This is a genomic window from Flavicella sp. IMCC45537 (assembly GCF_057197705.1).
Map to the genome: position 1 here is coordinate 1,745,727 of NZ_CM170067.1, position 17,146 is coordinate 1,762,872.

31 protein-coding genes are annotated in these 17,146 nt (G+C 34.5%); all 31 read right to left on the reverse strand.

Annotation, left to right across the window (positions count from 1 at the left end; translation table 11 throughout):
- Window positions 1–13: 13 nt before the first annotated feature.
- The 31 genes from eno to rpsJ all read right to left on the reverse strand — a co-directional run bounded on the left by eno (window position 14) and on the right by rpsJ (window position 17,134).
- Entirely contained in the window at window positions 14–1,303 is a 1,290-nt protein-coding gene (gene eno, locus AC2DGP_RS07285; protein WP_484492352.1) for a phosphopyruvate hydratase, read from the reverse strand.
- A 159-nt stretch (window positions 1,304–1,462) separates the two neighbouring features.
- Window positions 1,463–2,563 carry a glutamine-hydrolyzing carbamoyl-phosphate synthase small subunit gene (gene carA, locus AC2DGP_RS07290; RefSeq protein WP_484492353.1) on the reverse strand — a complete coding sequence of 367 codons (1,101 nt, stop codon included), beginning with the start codon at window positions 2,561–2,563 and terminating at the stop codon, window positions 1,463–1,465.
- A 170-nt stretch (window positions 2,564–2,733) separates the two neighbouring features.
- Window positions 2,734–3,219, reverse strand: coding sequence for a 50S ribosomal protein L17 (gene rplQ / locus AC2DGP_RS07295; protein WP_484492354.1), 486 nt, complete (start codon window positions 3,217–3,219; stop codon window positions 2,734–2,736).
- Between the two features lie 60 nt (window positions 3,220–3,279).
- Window positions 3,280–4,272, reverse strand: a complete 993-nt coding sequence (locus AC2DGP_RS07300; protein ID WP_300321630.1) for a DNA-directed RNA polymerase subunit alpha — start codon at window positions 4,270–4,272, stop codon at window positions 3,280–3,282.
- A 20-nt stretch (window positions 4,273–4,292) separates the two neighbouring features.
- Window positions 4,293–4,898 (reverse strand): 30S ribosomal protein S4, encoded by a 606-nt coding sequence (gene rpsD, locus AC2DGP_RS07305; protein ID WP_484492355.1) that lies wholly within the window; start codon window positions 4,896–4,898, stop codon window positions 4,293–4,295.
- An 81-nt stretch (window positions 4,899–4,979) separates the two neighbouring features.
- Window positions 4,980–5,363: a 30S ribosomal protein S11 gene (gene rpsK, locus AC2DGP_RS07310; RefSeq protein WP_152285502.1), complete on the reverse strand. Its 384-nt coding sequence runs from the start codon at window positions 5,361–5,363 to the stop codon at window positions 4,980–4,982.
- 12 nt (window positions 5,364–5,375) lie between these two features.
- On the reverse strand, window positions 5,376–5,750 hold the full coding sequence (gene rpsM, locus AC2DGP_RS07315; RefSeq protein WP_484492356.1) for a 30S ribosomal protein S13: 375 nt from the start codon (window positions 5,748–5,750) through the stop codon (window positions 5,376–5,378).
- A gap of 3 nt (window positions 5,751–5,753) precedes the next feature.
- Window positions 5,754–5,870, reverse strand: coding sequence for a type B 50S ribosomal protein L36 (ykgO, locus tag AC2DGP_RS07320; RefSeq protein ID WP_013621733.1), 117 nt, complete (start codon window positions 5,868–5,870; stop codon window positions 5,754–5,756).
- A gap of 11 nt (window positions 5,871–5,881) precedes the next feature.
- Window positions 5,882–6,097, reverse strand: a complete 216-nt coding sequence (gene infA, locus AC2DGP_RS07325) for a translation initiation factor IF-1 (protein ID WP_093668881.1) — start codon at window positions 6,095–6,097, stop codon at window positions 5,882–5,884.
- Between the two features lies 1 nt (window position 6,098).
- On the reverse strand, window positions 6,099–7,442 hold the full coding sequence (gene secY, locus AC2DGP_RS07330) for a preprotein translocase subunit SecY (RefSeq protein WP_484492357.1): 1,344 nt from the start codon (window positions 7,440–7,442) through the stop codon (window positions 6,099–6,101).
- Window positions 7,443–7,457: 15 nt separating this feature from the next.
- Window positions 7,458–7,907 carry a 50S ribosomal protein L15 gene (gene rplO, locus AC2DGP_RS07335; RefSeq protein ID WP_484492358.1) on the reverse strand — a complete coding sequence of 150 codons (450 nt, stop codon included), beginning with the start codon at window positions 7,905–7,907 and terminating at the stop codon, window positions 7,458–7,460.
- Between the two features lie 14 nt (window positions 7,908–7,921).
- The gene (gene rpmD, locus AC2DGP_RS07340; RefSeq protein ID WP_484492359.1) at window positions 7,922–8,104 is read right to left on the reverse strand and encodes a 50S ribosomal protein L30; all 183 of its coding nucleotides are present in this window, start codon (window positions 8,102–8,104) and stop codon (window positions 7,922–7,924) included.
- Between the two features lie 11 nt (window positions 8,105–8,115).
- Window positions 8,116–8,640, reverse strand: a complete 525-nt coding sequence (rpsE, locus tag AC2DGP_RS07345) for a 30S ribosomal protein S5 (protein WP_300321653.1) — start codon at window positions 8,638–8,640, stop codon at window positions 8,116–8,118.
- 10 nt (window positions 8,641–8,650) lie between these two features.
- Window positions 8,651–9,004, reverse strand: a complete 354-nt coding sequence (rplR, locus tag AC2DGP_RS07350; RefSeq protein ID WP_484492360.1) for a 50S ribosomal protein L18 — start codon at window positions 9,002–9,004, stop codon at window positions 8,651–8,653.
- Window positions 9,005–9,021: 17 nt separating this feature from the next.
- Window positions 9,022–9,567, reverse strand: a complete 546-nt coding sequence (gene rplF / locus AC2DGP_RS07355; RefSeq protein ID WP_484492361.1) for a 50S ribosomal protein L6 — start codon at window positions 9,565–9,567, stop codon at window positions 9,022–9,024.
- Between the two features lie 15 nt (window positions 9,568–9,582).
- Complete coding sequence (rpsH, locus tag AC2DGP_RS07360; RefSeq protein WP_484492362.1) at window positions 9,583–9,981, reverse strand: 30S ribosomal protein S8; 399 nt, start codon at window positions 9,979–9,981, stop codon at window positions 9,583–9,585.
- A gap of 248 nt (window positions 9,982–10,229) precedes the next feature.
- A complete protein-coding gene (rpsN, locus tag AC2DGP_RS07365; RefSeq protein WP_484492363.1) occupies window positions 10,230–10,499 on the reverse strand; it encodes a 30S ribosomal protein S14 in 270 nt (89 codons plus the stop codon).
- Between the two features lie 3 nt (window positions 10,500–10,502).
- Entirely contained in the window at window positions 10,503–11,054 is a 552-nt protein-coding gene (gene rplE / locus AC2DGP_RS07370; protein WP_484492364.1) for a 50S ribosomal protein L5, read from the reverse strand.
- A 1-nt stretch (window position 11,055) separates the two neighbouring features.
- The gene (rplX, locus tag AC2DGP_RS07375; protein ID WP_300321667.1) at window positions 11,056–11,364 is read right to left on the reverse strand and encodes a 50S ribosomal protein L24; all 309 of its coding nucleotides are present in this window, start codon (window positions 11,362–11,364) and stop codon (window positions 11,056–11,058) included.
- A gap of 11 nt (window positions 11,365–11,375) precedes the next feature.
- Window positions 11,376–11,744, reverse strand: a complete 369-nt coding sequence (gene rplN / locus AC2DGP_RS07380) for a 50S ribosomal protein L14 (RefSeq protein WP_152285515.1) — start codon at window positions 11,742–11,744, stop codon at window positions 11,376–11,378.
- A gap of 1 nt (window position 11,745) precedes the next feature.
- Entirely contained in the window at window positions 11,746–12,003 is a 258-nt protein-coding gene (rpsQ, locus tag AC2DGP_RS07385) for a 30S ribosomal protein S17 (protein WP_152285516.1), read from the reverse strand.
- A gap of 12 nt (window positions 12,004–12,015) precedes the next feature.
- Window positions 12,016–12,204 carry a 50S ribosomal protein L29 gene (gene rpmC / locus AC2DGP_RS07390; protein ID WP_484492365.1) on the reverse strand — a complete coding sequence of 63 codons (189 nt, stop codon included), beginning with the start codon at window positions 12,202–12,204 and terminating at the stop codon, window positions 12,016–12,018.
- Between the two features lie 12 nt (window positions 12,205–12,216).
- Window positions 12,217–12,645, reverse strand: a complete 429-nt coding sequence (gene rplP / locus AC2DGP_RS07395; RefSeq protein ID WP_484492366.1) for a 50S ribosomal protein L16 — start codon at window positions 12,643–12,645, stop codon at window positions 12,217–12,219.
- 10 nt (window positions 12,646–12,655) lie between these two features.
- Entirely contained in the window at window positions 12,656–13,372 is a 717-nt protein-coding gene (gene rpsC, locus AC2DGP_RS07400) for a 30S ribosomal protein S3 (protein ID WP_484492367.1), read from the reverse strand.
- Between the two features lie 12 nt (window positions 13,373–13,384).
- Window positions 13,385–13,792, reverse strand: a complete 408-nt coding sequence (gene rplV, locus AC2DGP_RS07405) for a 50S ribosomal protein L22 (RefSeq protein ID WP_484492368.1) — start codon at window positions 13,790–13,792, stop codon at window positions 13,385–13,387.
- Window positions 13,793–13,797: 5 nt separating this feature from the next.
- A complete protein-coding gene (gene rpsS, locus AC2DGP_RS07410; RefSeq protein ID WP_300321686.1) occupies window positions 13,798–14,079 on the reverse strand; it encodes a 30S ribosomal protein S19 in 282 nt (93 codons plus the stop codon).
- Between the two features lie 6 nt (window positions 14,080–14,085).
- Window positions 14,086–14,910 carry a 50S ribosomal protein L2 gene (gene rplB / locus AC2DGP_RS07415; RefSeq protein WP_484492369.1) on the reverse strand — a complete coding sequence of 275 codons (825 nt, stop codon included), beginning with the start codon at window positions 14,908–14,910 and terminating at the stop codon, window positions 14,086–14,088.
- 9 nt (window positions 14,911–14,919) lie between these two features.
- Entirely contained in the window at window positions 14,920–15,210 is a 291-nt protein-coding gene (gene rplW, locus AC2DGP_RS07420) for a 50S ribosomal protein L23 (RefSeq protein WP_300321692.1), read from the reverse strand.
- 7 nt (window positions 15,211–15,217) lie between these two features.
- Window positions 15,218–15,847 carry a 50S ribosomal protein L4 gene (gene rplD / locus AC2DGP_RS07425; RefSeq protein ID WP_484492370.1) on the reverse strand — a complete coding sequence of 210 codons (630 nt, stop codon included), beginning with the start codon at window positions 15,845–15,847 and terminating at the stop codon, window positions 15,218–15,220.
- The gene (rplC, locus tag AC2DGP_RS07430) at window positions 15,847–16,464 is read right to left on the reverse strand and encodes a 50S ribosomal protein L3 (RefSeq protein ID WP_300321698.1); all 618 of its coding nucleotides are present in this window, start codon (window positions 16,462–16,464) and stop codon (window positions 15,847–15,849) included. The genes rplD and rplC overlap by 1 nt, the downstream gene beginning before the upstream one ends.
- Before the next feature lie 364 nt (window positions 16,465–16,828).
- Window positions 16,829–17,134, reverse strand: a complete 306-nt coding sequence (gene rpsJ / locus AC2DGP_RS07435; RefSeq protein WP_139958432.1) for a 30S ribosomal protein S10 — start codon at window positions 17,132–17,134, stop codon at window positions 16,829–16,831.
- Window positions 17,135–17,146: the final 12 nt, after the last annotated feature.

Genomic DNA, 17,146 nt, shown 5'->3' on the forward strand with positions numbered 1-17,146 from the left:
TCTAAAAAGAATCTTAGCTCAATTTGAAAGCTTTATCCTGTGGATAATATGCTTGCTCTTCCAACTCTTCCTCAATTCTTAATAATTGATTGTATTTAGCCATACGATCAGATCTTGATGCAGAACCAGTTTTAATTTGACCCGTATTCAATGCAACTGCCAAATCAGCAATTGTATTATCTTCAGTTTCTCCAGATCTATGAGACATTACAGAAGTAAATCCAGCATTCTTAGCCATGTTCACAGCTGCAATTGTTTCCGTTAATGTTCCAATTTGATTAACTTTAATCAAAATAGAATTAGCGATCCCTTCTTCAACACCTTTTGATAAACGCTCCACATTAGTCACAAATAAATCATCACCAACTAATTGAACTTTATCTCCAATTTTTTCTGTCAAGTATTTCCATCCTTCCCAGTCATTTTCATCCATTCCATCTTCAATAGAAATGATAGGGTATTTTTGAGACAATTCAGCTAAATAATCAGCCTGCTCTTCAGAAGTTCTAACAGCTCCATTTTCACCTTCAAACTTTGCGTAGTTGTATTTACCATCTTCAAAAAATTCAGCGGCAGCACAATCTAATGCTAACATCACTTCTTCACCTGGCTTATATCCAGCTTTCTCAATAGCAGATAATACAGTTTCAATTGCATCTTCAGTTCCTTCGAACGTTGGTGCAAAACCACCTTCATCTCCTACTGCAGTACTTAAACCTCTTCCGTGCAATATTTTAGCTAAGTTATGGAATACCTCAGATCCAATTTTCAATGAATGAGAAAATGTTTTAGCCATTACTGGCATAATCATAAACTCTTGAAATGCGATCGGAGCATCAGAATGTGAACCTCCATTTACAATGTTCATCATAGGTACAGGAAGCGTGTTTGCGCTTACTCCACCAATATAACGATATAAAGGTTGGTTTAATTCATTAGCAGCAGCTTTAGCTACAGCCAAAGAAACTCCTAAAATTGCGTTAGCACCTAATTTAGATTTATTTGGTGTACCATCTAAATCAATCATCGCTTGATCAATAGCATTTTGCTCAAATACAGAAAACCCTAACAACTCTTCAGCTATAGAAGTATTTACATTATTTACTGCAGTTAAAACACCTTTCCCCATAAAATCAGAACCACCGTCTCTTAATTCTACAGCTTCATGTTCTCCAGTAGAAGCTCCAGAAGGAACTGCTGCTCTACCTAATACTCCACTTTCCGTGATAACATCTACTTCAACAGTAGGATTCCCTCTTGAGTCAAAAATCTGACGTGCATGAATGCTAATAATTACGCTCATTTAATATATATTTTAGTTTATTCTTAATTCGTATGCAATTTACAAAAGCACATATAAATTACTTTCTTATTTCTTTTTTATTTCCTAAATCGTATTCGTAATACAATTACCAATATCAAACATTAACTCGACATTCTTATCATCGAAACGTTAAGAAAATTACTTTTTTAAATTCTCAATAAATTGATCAAACAAATATGAAGAATCATGTGGTCCAGGATTCGCCTCTGGATGATACTGCACAGAGAAACAATTTTTATCTTTTATTGCAATTCCAGCAACTGTATTATCATTTAAATGGATATGAGTTACTTCTACATTATCATTCCCTTCTAATGAAGCTCTATCAATTACGAAACCATGATTCTGAGATGTAATTTCACCTTTACCAGTAATCAAGTTTTTTACAGGATGATTAATTCCTCTATGCCCATTATGCATTTTTTTAGTTGTAACCCCTTGTGATATTCCTATCACTTGATGCCCTAAACAAATACCAAATAATGGTAAATTTTGTTCAATTATCTCACCAGCTACTTTTTGTGCATTCTTCAATGGTTCTGGATCACCAGGGCCATTTGATAAAAAGTATCCATCAGGATTAAATGCTTTTAACTCCTCTAATGATGCTGTATTTGGAAATACTTTGATATAACAATCTCTTTTAGCTAAATTTCTTAAAATGTTAGTTTTAATACCTAAATCAAGGGCAGAAACTTTGTAAGTCGCATTTTCATCTCCATAATAATATGGCTCTTTTGTTGAAACCGTAGAAGCCAAATCCAAACCTTCCATATTAGGAACCTCTTTCAATTGTGCTTTTAAACCTTCAATATTATCAACATCAGTAGAAATAACAGCATTCATTGCTCCTCTATCTCTAATATAGCTCACTAATGCTCTCGTATCTACATCAGTTATCGCCAATAAATTATGCTTTTCTAAATATTGCTCCAAAGATCCATGAGATCTATCTCTAGAATAAGGAAAACTAAAATTACGACATATCAATCCAGCGATTTTAATACCATCTGATTCAACTTCGTCATCATTAACCCCATAATTACCAATATGGGCATTGGTAGTAACCATAAGCTGACCAGAATAAGAAGGATCCGTAAAAATCTCTTGGTATCCAGTCATTCCCGTATTATAACAAACTTCCCCAAATGAAGATCCCTCGATTCCAACCGATTTCCCTTCAAAAATAGTTCCGTCTTCTAATAATAAAATTGCTCTTTTTAAATTCTTGTAATTCATATGTATAAGATCTACGTTCGTTAAAACTTCTGTTTCAACTCAAAATTATAATGTACTTTTTTTCGCTGTGCAAAGATAATAAATGCGTTCTACATTTCCTTATCGTATATAAAAAAAGGATAAACTAAAAAATAGTTTATCCTTTATATAATTGTTATTGATATAACATCTTATTCTTCAGAAGATTTAGTTTCCTCAGTAGCAGGCGCCTCAGCAGCCGGTGCAACTACAGCATCAGCTTTTTTTCTTCCTCTACGAGTAGATTTTTTCTTCTTAGCTCCATTAGGTTTGTAAATTTCGTTGTAATCAACTAATTCCACCATACACATAGAAGCGTTATCTCCTTGACGGTTTCCTAATTTGATGATACGAACATATCCACCTGGACGGTCAGCAACCTTTACTGAAACTTCTTTAAATAATTCAGTTACAGCAAATTTGTTTCTTAAAACACTAAAAACTAATCTACGATTGTGCGTAGTATCATTTTTAGATTTCGTGATAATCGGTTCAACAAATTGACGTAAAGCTTTAGCTTTAGCTTCTGTTGTGTTAATACGTTTATGCTCAATTAATGAACATGCCATATTAGCTAACATTGCTTTTCTATGTGCAGTTTGTCTACCTAAATGGTTGAATTTTTTTCCGTGTCTCATGACTTTTCTTTTTTGCTTTCATCTTGCTCAACTCACTTATGAGGAGCAAACTATGAAAGATTAATCTTTATCTAATTTGTATTTACTTAAATCCATTCCAAAGTTCAATCCTTTTACATGAACTAATTCATCTAGTTCCGTTAAAGATTTTTTCCCGAAATTACGGAACTTCATTAAGTCATTTTTGTTGAATGATACTAAATCTCCAAGAGTTTCAACTTCGGCAGCTTTCAAACAATTCAAGGCTCTAACTGATAAATCCATATCAATTAGTTTAGTCTTCAACAACTGACGCATATGTAAAGACTCTTCATCATATGTTTCAGTTTGAGCAATTTCGTCCGCCTCTAACGTTATTCTCTCATCAGAGAACAACATAAAGTGGTGAATCAAAATTTTAGCTGCTTCTGTTAATGCATCTTTAGGATTGATAGAACCATCAGTAACGATGTCAAAAACTAATTTTTCGTAATCCGTTTTTTGTTCTACACGGTAATTTTCTACTGCATATTTTACATTCTTTATTGGAGTGTAAATTGAGTCAGTAAAAATAGTTCCCATAGGCACATTTACTTTCTTATTCTCTTCTGCAGGTACAAAACCTCTACCTTTTTCGATAGTAATTTCCATATCAAACTTTACACTGCTTTCTAAGTTACAGATAACTAAATCTGGATTTAATACTTGGAAACCTGATGTAAACTTCTGGATATCTCCAGCAGTGATTTGCTCTTGTCCTGAAACTGAAATAGAAACTGTTTCTCTATCAGTATCTTCAATTTGTTTCTTAAAGCGTACTTGCTTAAGATTAAGGATAATTTCAGTAACATCTTCCACAACTCCTTCTATAGTAGAGAATTCATGTTCTACACCTTCTTTTCTTAAAGATGTAATAGCAAATCCTTCTAAAGAAGAAAGTAATACTCTTCTCAATGCGTTACCTACTGTTAAACCAAAACCTGGTTCTAAAGGTCTAAACTCAAATCTACCTTCAAAATCAGTAGATTCAATCATTATTACTTTGTCGGGTTTCTGAAAATTTAAAATTGCCATAGTTTAACGGGTGTCAAAAATTATTTAGAGTATAACTCTACTATTAATTGTTCTTTGATGTTCTCAGGAATCTGAAGTCTTTCTGGTACAGAAACAAAAGTTCCTTGTTTCGTATCAGCATTCCAAGTTAACCACTCGTATACATTACTGTTTGCAGCTAATGCATCTTCAATAGCAACTAAAGATTTAGACTTTTCTCTTACAGCAACAACATCACCAGGTTGTAATGAGTATGAAGGAACATTTAAAATTTCTCCATTTACAGTGATATGTCTGTGAGATACTAACTGACGAGCTCCTCTACGAGAATTTGAGATTCCCATACGGAATACTACATTATCCAAACGAGATTCACATAATTGTAATAAAACTTCACCAGTAATTCCTTTACTGTTTGACGCTTTTTTAAACAAGTTACTGAATTGACGCTCTAATATTCCGTAAGAATACTTTGCTTTTTGTTTTTCTTGCAATTGCATCGCGTATTCAGATTTCTTTCCTCTACGTCTTGCATTACCATGTTGCCCTGGAGGGTAATTTCTTTTTTCAAAAGATTTATCATCTCCGAAAATCGCTTCTCCAAACTTACGAGCAATTTTAGTTTTTGGTCCTGTATATCTTGCCATTTCTTATTGTTTTATAATTAGGGATTGTGAATTAAGGCGAACTCCTCCGACAATCTAACTCCTAATCAAATTTAAAATTAATTATACTCTACGTCTTTTTGGTGGACGACAACCATTATGAGGAATAGGTGTTACATCAATAATTTCTGTAACTTCAATTCCATTATTATGCAAAGTTCTAATTGCAGACTCACGTCCATTACCAGGTCCTTTTACATAAACTTTTACTTTTCTTAATCCAGCTTCATGAGCAACTTTTGCACAATCTTCTGCAGCTGTTTGAGCAGCATAAGGAGTATTCTTTTTAGAACCTCTAAATCCTTGCTTACCAGCAGATGACCAAGAAATTACATCTCCTTTTTTGTTTGTTAAAGAAATAATGATGTTGTTAAATGAAGCCGTGATGTGCGCTTCACCCACTGACTCAACAATAACCTTACGCTTTTTTGAATTTGATTTAGCCATAATTTCTAGTTATTATTTAGTAGCTTTCTTTTTGTTCGCTACAGTTTTTCTTTTACCTTTTCTTGTTCTAGAGTTGTTCTTTGTTCTTTGCCCTCTTAATGGAAGACCAGATCTATGACGAATTCCTCTGTAACATCCGATGTCCATCAAACGTTTGATGTTCAATTGAGTTTCTGAACGTAATTCACCTTCAATAGTGAAAGTACCAGCTTGCTCACGGATTGCTCCAATTTGCTCATCAGTCCAATCCTGAACTTTGATGCTTTCGTCTACTCCTGCGTTTGCTAAAATCTCTTTAGCTCTACTGCTACCAATTCCAAAAATATAAGTTAAAGCAATAACTCCTCTTTTGTTTTTTGGTATGTCAATTCCTGCTATTCTTGCCATAACTTACCCTTGTCTTTGTTTGAATCTAGGATTCTTTTTGTTGATTACATATAATCTGCCTTTTCTACGCACAATCTTGCACTCGGCACTTCTCTTTTTTATTGATGCTCTTACTTTCATCGTATAATGTTTTAGTATCTATAAGTAATTCGAGCCTTAGATAAATCATAAGGACTCATTTCTAACTTCACTTTATCGCCTGGTAACAATTTGATATAATGCATACGCATTTTACCAGATATATGAGCGGTTACGATATGACCGTTCTCAAGTTCCACTCTAAACATTGCATTTGACAATGCCTCAGTAATTGTTCCGTCTTGTTGTATTGCAGCTTGTTTAGCCATATTACAATGATGATTTTCTTTTATTTCCTACTTTCATTAAACCGTCATAATGACTGTTCAATAAGTAAGAGTTAATTTGTTGAATAGTATCGATAGCCACACCAACCATAATGATCAATGACGTACCTCCGTAAAATAATGCCCAGTTTTGTTGAATTCCAAATTGCACAGCTATTGCTGGTAAAATAGCCAACAATGCTAAGAACAAAGAACCTGGAAACGTAATTCGAGATAAAATAGAATCTAATCTCTCCGCAGTTTCATGCCCAGGTCTAATTCCAGGAATAAATCCACCACTACGTTTTAAATCATCAGCCATTTTATTAGTTGGTATTGTTATTGCTGTATAGAAATAACTAAACACAATAATCAATACTGCAAATAAAATATTATACCCCAACCCATTCATGTCAGCAAAACTAGCTCCAATCGCTTGGAAAGATCCTTCTGCTTTTTGAGCCAACGCTCCAGGAATGAACATAATTGCTTGCGCAAATATAATAGGCATAACACCTGCTGAATTTAACTTTAACGGAATGTATTGTCTTGTACCTTCTACATCCTTAACATCTCCTACTACAGTTCTTCTTGCATATTGAACCGCAATTCTACGAACCGCTGTTACAAGTAACACTGAAGCCAAGATTACTAAGAACCAAACTACAATTTCTAACAATATCATCATTACTCCACCTGCACCACCACTAGCCGTTTTAGAAGCTAATTCTTGTGCAAACGATGAAGGGAATCGAGCGATAATACCAATCATAATTAGTAACGAAATTCCGTTACCAATACCTTTATCAGTAATTCTCTCTCCTAACCACATAGCAAAAACAGTACCGGCCATCAAAAGAATCATAGACGAGAACCAGAAGAATCCAGTACCAACAACTGCATCTGCAACAAAAGCAGATTCTGGCAAAATAGATGCCATATTAGTAATGTAAGCAGGTCCTTGAACTAAAGTAATTCCTATAGTTAACCAACGTGTTATTTGCGTAGTTTTCTTTCTTCCACTTTCACCATCTTTCTGAAGTTTTTGTAAATAAGGAACCGCGATTCCCATTAACTGAACTACAATTGAAGCAGAAATATATGGCATAATTCCTAGAGCCATTATAGATGCTCTAGAAAACGCCCCTCCTGTAAATGCATTTAACAAACCTAACAGACCTCCATCTGCTTGATTTTCCAAAGCTGTCAACTGAGTTGGATCAATCCCCGGAAGAGGAATTTGAGCCATAAAACGGTAAACCGCCATTAAACCAAGTGTTAAAAGAATCTTATTTCTAAGTTCTTCTATTTTCCAAATGTTCTGTAAGGTTTCTATAAAATTCTTCATTTACTTAAATCTTTCTTATAAAGTTACTGCTGTTCCACCTGCTGCTTCAATTGCCGCTTTGGCAGATGCAGTAAATTTATGTGCAGTAATATTCAACTTTGCTTTTAACTCACCACGACCTAATACTTTTACTAAGTCATTTTTGTGAGCTAATCCAGATGCTACTAAAGATGCTAAATCTACAGTCTCAGAAATTTTTCCTGCATCCAAAAACTCTTGCAATTTATCAAGATTAATTCCTTGATATTCTTTACGGTTAATGTTTGTAAAACCAAACTTAGGAACACGTCTTTGCAAAGGCATTTGACCACCCTCAAATCCAATCTTTCTTGAATATCCTGAACGTGATTTTTGACCGTTGTGACCTCTAGCTGCAGTTCCACCTTTACCAGAACCTTCACCTCTTGCTATTCTCTTACCCTTTTTAACTGAACCAGCTGCGGGTTGTAAGTTACTTAAACTCATTACGTGAATATTGTTTATTTAATTTCTTCTACAGAAACTAAGTGATTAACCTTATTTACCATACCAAGTATTGTTGCTGAAGCTTCATGCTCCACAACTTGATTCATCTTACGCAACCCTAAAGCAATTAAGGTTTTCTTTTGAGAACCTTCGCGTCTGATTTGGCTTTTTACTTGTGTTATTTTAATTTTTCCCATCGTTCTTCGATTTATCCGTTAAAAACTTTATCTAAAGAAACTCCTCTTTGCTTTGCAATAGTATGAGCACTACGCAACTGTAATAAAGCATCAAAAGTTGCTTTTACCACATTGTGAGCGTTAGAAGATCCTTGAGACTTTGATAATACATCATGTACTCCAACTGAATCTAATACCGCACGTACAGCTCCACCGGCAATAACTCCAGTACCATGAGATGCAGGCTTCAAGAACACTCTTGCTCCTCCAAACTTACCTTTTTGCTCATGTGGCAAAGTAGCGTTTATAATAGGAATTCTCACTAAATTTTTCTTAGCGTCTTCAATTGCTTTTGCGATTGCAGATGCAACATCTTTAGACTTCCCTAAACCGTGACCTACAACTCCGTTTCCATCTCCTACAACAACGATTGCAGAAAATCCGAATGCGCGTCCACCTTTCGTTACTTTAGTAACCCTGTTTACACCTACTAAGTGATCAACAAGCTCTAAACCACTTGGCTTAACTAATTCTACGTTTTTATATTTTTGATACATACTTTACTTCTTAAAATTTTAAACCAGCTTCTCTAGCTGCTTCAGCTAATGCTTTAACTCTTCCGTGGTATAAAAACCCATTTCTATCAAAAGAAACAGTTTCTATTTTTGCAGCGATTGCTTTTTCAGCAATTGCTTTCCCAACTGTAGTAGCTACTTCGGACTTAGATCCTTTAGCGTCAACTCCTTTATCTCTAGATGATACAGATACTAATGTTGCACCTGCTACGTCATCAACAATTTGAGCGTAAATCTCTTTATTACTTCTGTAAACAGAAAGACGTGGTCTTGCAGATGTTCCAGAAACAACTTTTCTAATTCTAGATTTAATTCTTTGTCTTCTTTCAAGCTTTGATAATGCCATAATATATTTTCTATAAATTATGCAGATTTACCTGCTTTTCTTCTTAATTCTTCACCTACAAATTTAACTCCTTTTCCTTTGTACGGCTCTGGTCTTCTGAATCCACGAATCTTAGCAGCAACTTGTCCTACTAATTGTTTATCAAAAGAACTTAACTTTACAATCGGATTCTTTCCTTTTTCAGAAACAGTCTCAACTTTCACCTCTGGAGCAATATCCAAAACGATGTTATGAGAAAATCCTAAGGCTAAATCTAATACTTGTCCTTGGTTAGAAGCTCTATAACCAACACCTACTAATTCTAACTCTTTAGTAAATCCTGTAGCTACTCCTTGTACCATATTACTGATCAAAGATCTGTATAAACCGTGATTAGCTCTATCAGTTTTACTATCTGATGGTCTCTCAACGATTAATGAGTTATCTTCTTGCTTTACTGTAATACCTCCACTAATTTCTTGCGTTAATTCACCTAATTTACCTTTTACAGTAATTGAATTATCAGCGATAGTAACGGTCACACCTTCTGCTATTGCTATTGGGTTTTTTCCTATTCTTGACATAATACTATCTCTTTATTAATAAACGTAACATAAAACCTCTCCTCCAACATTCTCTTGACGTGCTTTCTTGTTAGTCATCACACCTTTTGAAGTTGAAACGATAGCAATACCTAAACCATTCAATACACGTGGCATCTCTGATGCGTTTACGTATTGTCTTAGTCCTGGTGTACTAATACGTTCTAATTTCTTAATTACTGGCTCTTTTGAGTCAGCATCATACTTTAAGGCAATCTTGATAGTCCCTTGAACAGTATTGTTCTCGAACTTGTAGCTCAAAATGTAACCTTGCTCGAACAAAATTTTGGTCATATTCTTCTTCAAGTTTGAAGCAGGAATTTCCACAACTCTGTGTCCGGTTGCTGCAGCATTTCTTATCCTTGTAAGATAATCTGCAATTGGATCTGTGTACATATATACTTATTTGCGATTACGGTTTTTCGTCTTACTCTAAGACAAAACCTGAAATCAATTTATATTCAATTTTCTCAATAAAACCAGACCTTTTTAAGTCGATTTTCATTGAATTCAGTCATTCTCATACAAATAACAGCGTGCAAAGATACTAAAATATGTATAATATCTTCAACGTTTCTAAAATTTATATGAAAAAAAACTCTATTTCCAAAGAAATAGAGTTTTTATTATCTATAATTGGTGAATTACCAACTAGCTTTTCTTACACCTGGGATCAAACCTTGGTTTGCCAACTCACGGAAAGTCACACGAGAAATTCCAAATTGACGCATATAACCTTTAGGTCTTCCAGTTAATTTACAACGATTGTGCAAACGAATTGGAGATGCATTTTTAGGCAACTTTTGTAACGCTTCGTAATCACCAGCCTCTTTCAAAGCTTTTCTTTTCTCAGCGTATTTAGCTACAACTTTTTCTCTTTTAACCTCACGGGCTTTCATTGATTCTTTAGCCATATCTTAGTTCTTTTTAAATGGTAATCCCATTTCAGTTAATAATGATTTAGCTTCTTTATCAGTTGGAGCAGACGTTACAAATGTAATATCCATTCCTCCAATTTTATTTACCTTATCAATATTGATCTCAGGGAAAATGATTTGTTCTGTAATACCTAAAGTATAGTTTCCACGTCCATCAAAACCGTTAGCTTTAATCCCGTTAAAATCTCTTACACGAGGTAATGAAGCAGTAATCAATCTATCTAAGAACTCATACATCTTAACACCTCTTAACGTAACTTTCACACCAATTGGCATTCCTTTACGTAATTTAAATGTCGCGATATCTTTCTTAGAAAGAGTAACAACTGGTTTCTGACCCGTAATCGTAGCTAATTCTTCAACAGCATATTCGATTAATTTTTTATCAGCAATAGCAGCACCAACTCCTTTACTAATAACGATCTTCTCTAATTTCGGTACTTGCATTACGTTACTGTATCCAAACTCCTCAGTCAAGGCAGATACAATTCTCTTTCCGTAATCTTCTTTTAGTCTTGGTATATAACTCATATTATATAGCTTTATCTGATTTTTTAGAAAAACGTACTTTCTTTCCGTCTTCTAATCTATAACCAACTTTCGTTACGTTACCGTCTTCTAACAACGCTAGATTAGAAACATCTAAAGAAGCTTCTTTCTTAACAATTCCTCCTTGAGGACTTTGAGCACTAGGCTTAGTATGTTTAGATACTAAATTTACACCCTCTACAATCGCTCTGTTTTTTTCTGCAAAAACACGAGTAATTTTTCCCTCTTTTCCTTTTTGATCACCAGCAATAACTCTTACGTTATCTCCTGTTTTTAATTTTAGCTTCGCCATTTTTTATAATTTTAAAGCACTTCAGGTGCTAATGATACAATTTTCATGAATTGTTTATCACGAAGTTCTCTAGCTACAGGTCCGAATACACGAGTTCCTGTCATCTCTTCAGAAGCATTTAACAATACACATGCATTGTCATCAAATCTGATATAAGATCCGTCTTTACGTCTGATCTCTTTTGTAGTTCTTACAACAACTGCTCTATGAACTTGTCCTTTCTTTGCAGATCCATTAGGAGTTGCACTCTTTACAGAAACAACAATTTTGTCTCCGATTGAAGCGTAACGCTTTTTAGTTCCTCCTAAAACTCTAATTACTAAAACTTCTTTAGCTCCAGTATTATCTGCTACTTTTAATCTTGATTCTGTCTGTAACATATTATTTAGCTCTTTCTAGGATTTCTACTAATCTCCAACGCTTAGATTTACTTAAAGGTCTAGTTTCCATGATCTTTACAGTATCTCCAATATTGCAGTCGTTTAATTCATCATGCGCAACATACTTTTTCGTTTTCAAAACGAACTTTCCGTACATCGGGTGTTTTACTTTCTTTACCTCAGCAACAACGATAGATTTCTCCATTTTGTTACTAGATACAACACCAATTCTTTCTTTTCTAAGATTTCTTTTTTCCATCTTTTCTAATATTTACTGAGCTCTACTAGTTAATTCAGTAGCAATTCTAGCAACTGTTTTTCTAATAGTTTTTAATTGCAAAGGATTTTCCAAAGGAGAAATCGCATGTGCCATTTTTAGATCAGTATAGTTTTTTTTGAATCCTGCTAGTTTTTCTTGTAACTCAGCAACTGATAATTCTTTAATTTCTGATTGTTTCATGTCTCTTAGATATTAAGCGTTATCAAAATCTCTTGCAATTACAAACTTAGTTTGAACTGGAAGTTTCTGTGCTGCTAAACGTAATGCTTCTTTTGCAACTTCAAAAGGAACTCCTCCTACTTCAAATAGAATTCTTCCTGGTTTTACTACTGCTACGAAATATTCAGGAGAACCCTTACCTTTACCCATACGTACTTCTAATGGCTTTTTAGTAATAGGCTTGTCTGGAAATATTTTAATCCATAACTGCCCTTCTCTTTTCATATGACGTGTTGCCGCAATACGAGCTGCCTCAATTTGGCGAGATGTAAGTAAGTTTTGATCCAAAGATTTGATTCCAAACATTCCATTAGAAAGTTGGTTTCCTCTTTGAGAGTTACCCTTCATATTACCCTTCGCTTTCTGTACCTTACGGTATTTTACTCTTTTTGGCTGTAACATTTCTTAAGTTTTATTTTCTTTTACGAGGTTGTTGTTTCTTTGAATTACCACCTTTACCACCTTGCTTTTTCTCTAAGCCAACTAGTGGAGACAATTCTCTTTTACCATAAACCTCACCTTTCATAATCCACACTTTAATACCTAATCTTCCATAAGTAGTATGTGCTTCAACTAGTGCATAATCAATATCTGCTCTAAAAGTAGAAAGAGGAATTCTACCTTCTTTGAAATGCTCAGAACGTGCCATCTCAGCTCCATTCAAACGACCTGAAATCTCAATTTTGATCCCTTCAGCATTCATTCTAATAGCAGCTTGAATAGACATCTTAATAGCTCTCTTGTAAGAGATTCTATTTTCAATCTGACGAGCAACACTTGAAGCAACTAAAGTAGCATCTAATTCTGGACGTTTGATTTCAAAAATATTGATTTGAACTTCATTTCCAGTAATTTTCTTAAGCTCTTCTTTTAACTTGTCTACCTCTGTTCCACCTTTCCCAATAATGATACCAGGTCTTGCAGTAGTGATAGTAACGGTTACAAGTTTAAGCGTACGCTCAATAATAATTCTAGAAACACTTGCTTTAAATAATCTAGCACGAACGTACTTTCTTATTTTATCATCTTCAGCTAATTTATCACCGTAGTCATTTCCACCATACCAGTTAGATTCCCATCCTCTGATAATTCCTAAACGATTTCCAATTGGATTTGTTTTTTGTCCCATTTCTACTTACGATTAATTAGTTGCATTATTCTTACTTCCCAACACGATTGTAACATGATTAGAACGTTTTCTAATTCTATGTGCACGACCTTGCGGTGCCGGTCTTAACCTTTTTAACATACCTGCGCTATCAACACTGATTTCTTTTACAAATAAAGCAGCATCTTCGATACTAGCTCCTTCGTTTTTCGCTTGCCAGTTAGCAATAGCAGAAAGTAAAAGTTTTTCAACGTTAATTGATGCTTCTTTTGAACTAAATTTCAAAATTTGTAAAGCTTTCTCAACTTCCAAACCTCTTACTAGATCAACCACCAAACGCATTTTTCTTGGTGATGTAGGACAGTTAGTCAACTTTGCAAAAGCGATAGACTTATTCGCTTCTTTACGTTGGTCTGCCATATTTTTCTTACGAACTCCCATACCTACTATTTTTTACCTTTGTTTTTTCTATCCGCACCGTGTCCTCTAAATGAACGTGTTGGTGAGAATTCTCCTAATTTGTGACCTACCATATTTTCAGTAACATAAACAGGTACAAATGCTCTTCCATTGTGTACTGCAATTGTTTGTCCTACGAAATCTGGAGTAATCATTGTTGCTCTAGACCAAGTTTTGATTACTGATTTACTATCTGCCTCAACATTAGCTAAAACTTTTTTCTCAAGTTTATGAAATACGTAAGGTCCTTTTTTTAATGAACGTGCCATATCTTATTATTTTTTTCTACGTTCTATAATATACTTATTACTCGCTTTGGTCTTAGATCTAGTCTTGTAACCTTTTGCAGGGATACCGTTTTTAGATCTAGGATGTCCTCCTGAAGATTTACCTTCACCACCACCCATTGGATGATCAACCGGGTTCATAACCACTGGTCTCGTTCTAGGTCTTCTTCCTAACCATCTACTTCTACCTGCTTTACCAGAAACTAGTAATTGATGATCTGAGTTTGATACTACTCCAATAGTTGCCATACAAGTTGCAAGAATCAATCTTGTTTCTCCTGAAGGCATCTTTACAGTAACATACTTACCATCTTTCGCCATTAACTGAGCAAATGATCCAGCACTACGAGCCATTACAGCACCTTGACCTGGTCTTAATTCGATACAGCTAATTGTAGTTCCTAAAGGCATTTCTGATAAAGGCATCGCATTTCCAACTTCTGGAGCGATATTTCCTGAACCAGCCTCAACTTTTTGTCCTACTTGTAATCCACCTTGGGCGATTACATATCTCTTTTCACCATCAGCAAATTGCAACAAAGCAATAAACGCTGTACGGTTTGGATCGTATTGAATAGACAATACTTCAGCAGCACCCGCTTTATCTCTTTTGAAATCAATAATACGGTACTTTCTTTTGTGTCCACCTCCCATGAATTTCATGGTCATCTTTCCACTGTTGTTTCGACCTCCAGATCTTTTATTCGGAACAAGTAAACTTTTTTCCGGCTTATCAGTAGTTATGGCGTCGAACCCATTTACTACTCTAAAACGCTGACCTGGTGTAATTGGTTTTAATTTTCTAACTGACATCTCTAGTTATTAAATATTGTTATAAAAATCAATTGCTTCACCATCTGACAATTGAACGATTGCTTTTTTGTATTGACCAACCATACCAGAAACAACACCTTTCTTAGTGAATTTTTGTGTTCTTGTTACTGGGTAAACCATTGTTCTTACTTTCTCTACAGATACTCCGTAAGCAGCTTCAACAGCTTTTTTGATCTCTACTTTATTTGCTCCAACAGCTACTTTAAAAGTGTAACGGTTAAACGTTTCACTATCAGCAGTTGCTTTTTCTGTGATAATAGGTTTAATTAAAATACTCATCTCTTCCCTATTTACTTAAATTAGACTCAATTCCTTCTAAAGCTCCTTCAGAAAGGATAACTTTATTTGTATTTAAGACTCCATAAGTACTTAACGCATCGCTAGTAATTACTGATGTCTTTTTCAAATTACGAGAAGATAAATAAACGTTGTTATTAGTATTCCCTAGTACAAACAAAGACTTAGAATTCTCAACACCAAAAGCTTTTAATACGTTCGCGAAGTTCTTTGTCTTTGCAGTTTCGAAAGAAAAATCTTCTACTACTACAATGTTTTGATCCTTAGCTTGAGTACTTAAAGCAGATTTACGAGCTAATCTTTTTAAGTTTTTGTTTAATTTGAAAGAATAGTTTCTTGGTCTTGGACCAAAAACTCTACCTCCACCTCTAAAAACAGGAGACTTGATAGATCCTGCACGAGCAGTACCTGTCCCTTTTTGTTTTTTGATTTTCCTAGTAGAACCAGCAATATCTGCTCTCTCTTTAGACTTGTGCGTTCCTTGTCTTTTATTAGCCAAGTGCTGCTTTACATCTAAATAAATTGCGTGCTTGTTAGGCTCTAATCCGAATATAGCATCAGAAAGCTCAACTTGTCTTCCTGTGTCTTTTCCTGTAATATCTAAAACTGCTACTTTCATTACTTCTCAATAGTTATGTAAGCGTTTTTGTGACCAGGAACACATCCTTTCACTACAAGTAAGTTCTTATCAGAAGATACTTTTAAAACTCTTAAATTTTGAACTTTTACATTTTCACCACCCATTCTTCCGGCCATACGCATTCCTTTGAATACTCTTGCTGGATATGATGCAGCACCGATAGAACCTGGAGCTCTTAAACGGTTGTGTTGACCGTGTGTTGCTTGACCAACTCCGGCAAATCCATGACGTTTTACAACCCCTTGGAATCCTTTACCTTTAGAAACTGCAGACACATCTACAAATTCTCCTTCTTCAAATAGATCTACTGTGATAGTATCTCCTAATTTGTACTCCTCATCAAAACTTGTAAACTCAACGACTTTTTTCTTAGCAGTAGTCCCAGCCTTTTTAAAGTGACCTTTTAACGCACTAGAAGTACGTTTCTCTGCTTTGTCATCGAAACCTAACTGTAAAGCGGCATAACCGTCTACTTCTTCAGTTCTGACTTGGGTAACTACACAAGGACCACATTCAATAACAGTACAAGGAATATTCTTCCCGTTTGCATCAAATAAGCTGGTCATTCCGATTTTTCTTCCTATTAACCCAGACATTTTTATTTATTTATATTAATTATTATTCTCTTATTTTATTCCAAAAAAAACAGAGCAAAAATATATCCAGCTCTGAATCTATTTTTTACCGTTTTTCCTTCGCTCGCAGCTCCGGACATGTATATACGTGATTGTCTTAACAATCACCTATTTTTAATGAGGTGCAAATATAGAATATATAATTTGAATAAAAAAACGAATTAGATAATAATTACACAATTCTAAAACTCTCATAAAAAACAAGTTACCATGCCAATTTTATACTGAAACACAAGGATTCCCGAATTATATTTCTCAGATAAACAAAAACAAAAAAAAAGGCTATATCAAATAATATAGCCTTTTCTTATTAGTCAGAAAGAAATTAAACTTTAATTTCTACTTCAACTCCACTTGGTAATTCCAATTTCATTAAAGCATCAATCGTTTTTGAAGATGAACTATAGATGTCTAATAATCTTTTGAAAGAACTTAATTGAAATTGTTCTCTAGATTTTTTATTTACGTGTGGCGAACGCAACACAGTGAAAATCTTTTTATTTGTTGGTAAAGGAATTGGTCCATTAACTACAGCACCAGTTGACTTTACAGTCTTTACAATCTTTTCAGCAGATTTATCTACTAAATTATAATCGTAAGATTTTAATTTTATTCTAATTTTTTGACTCATGATTTATATTTT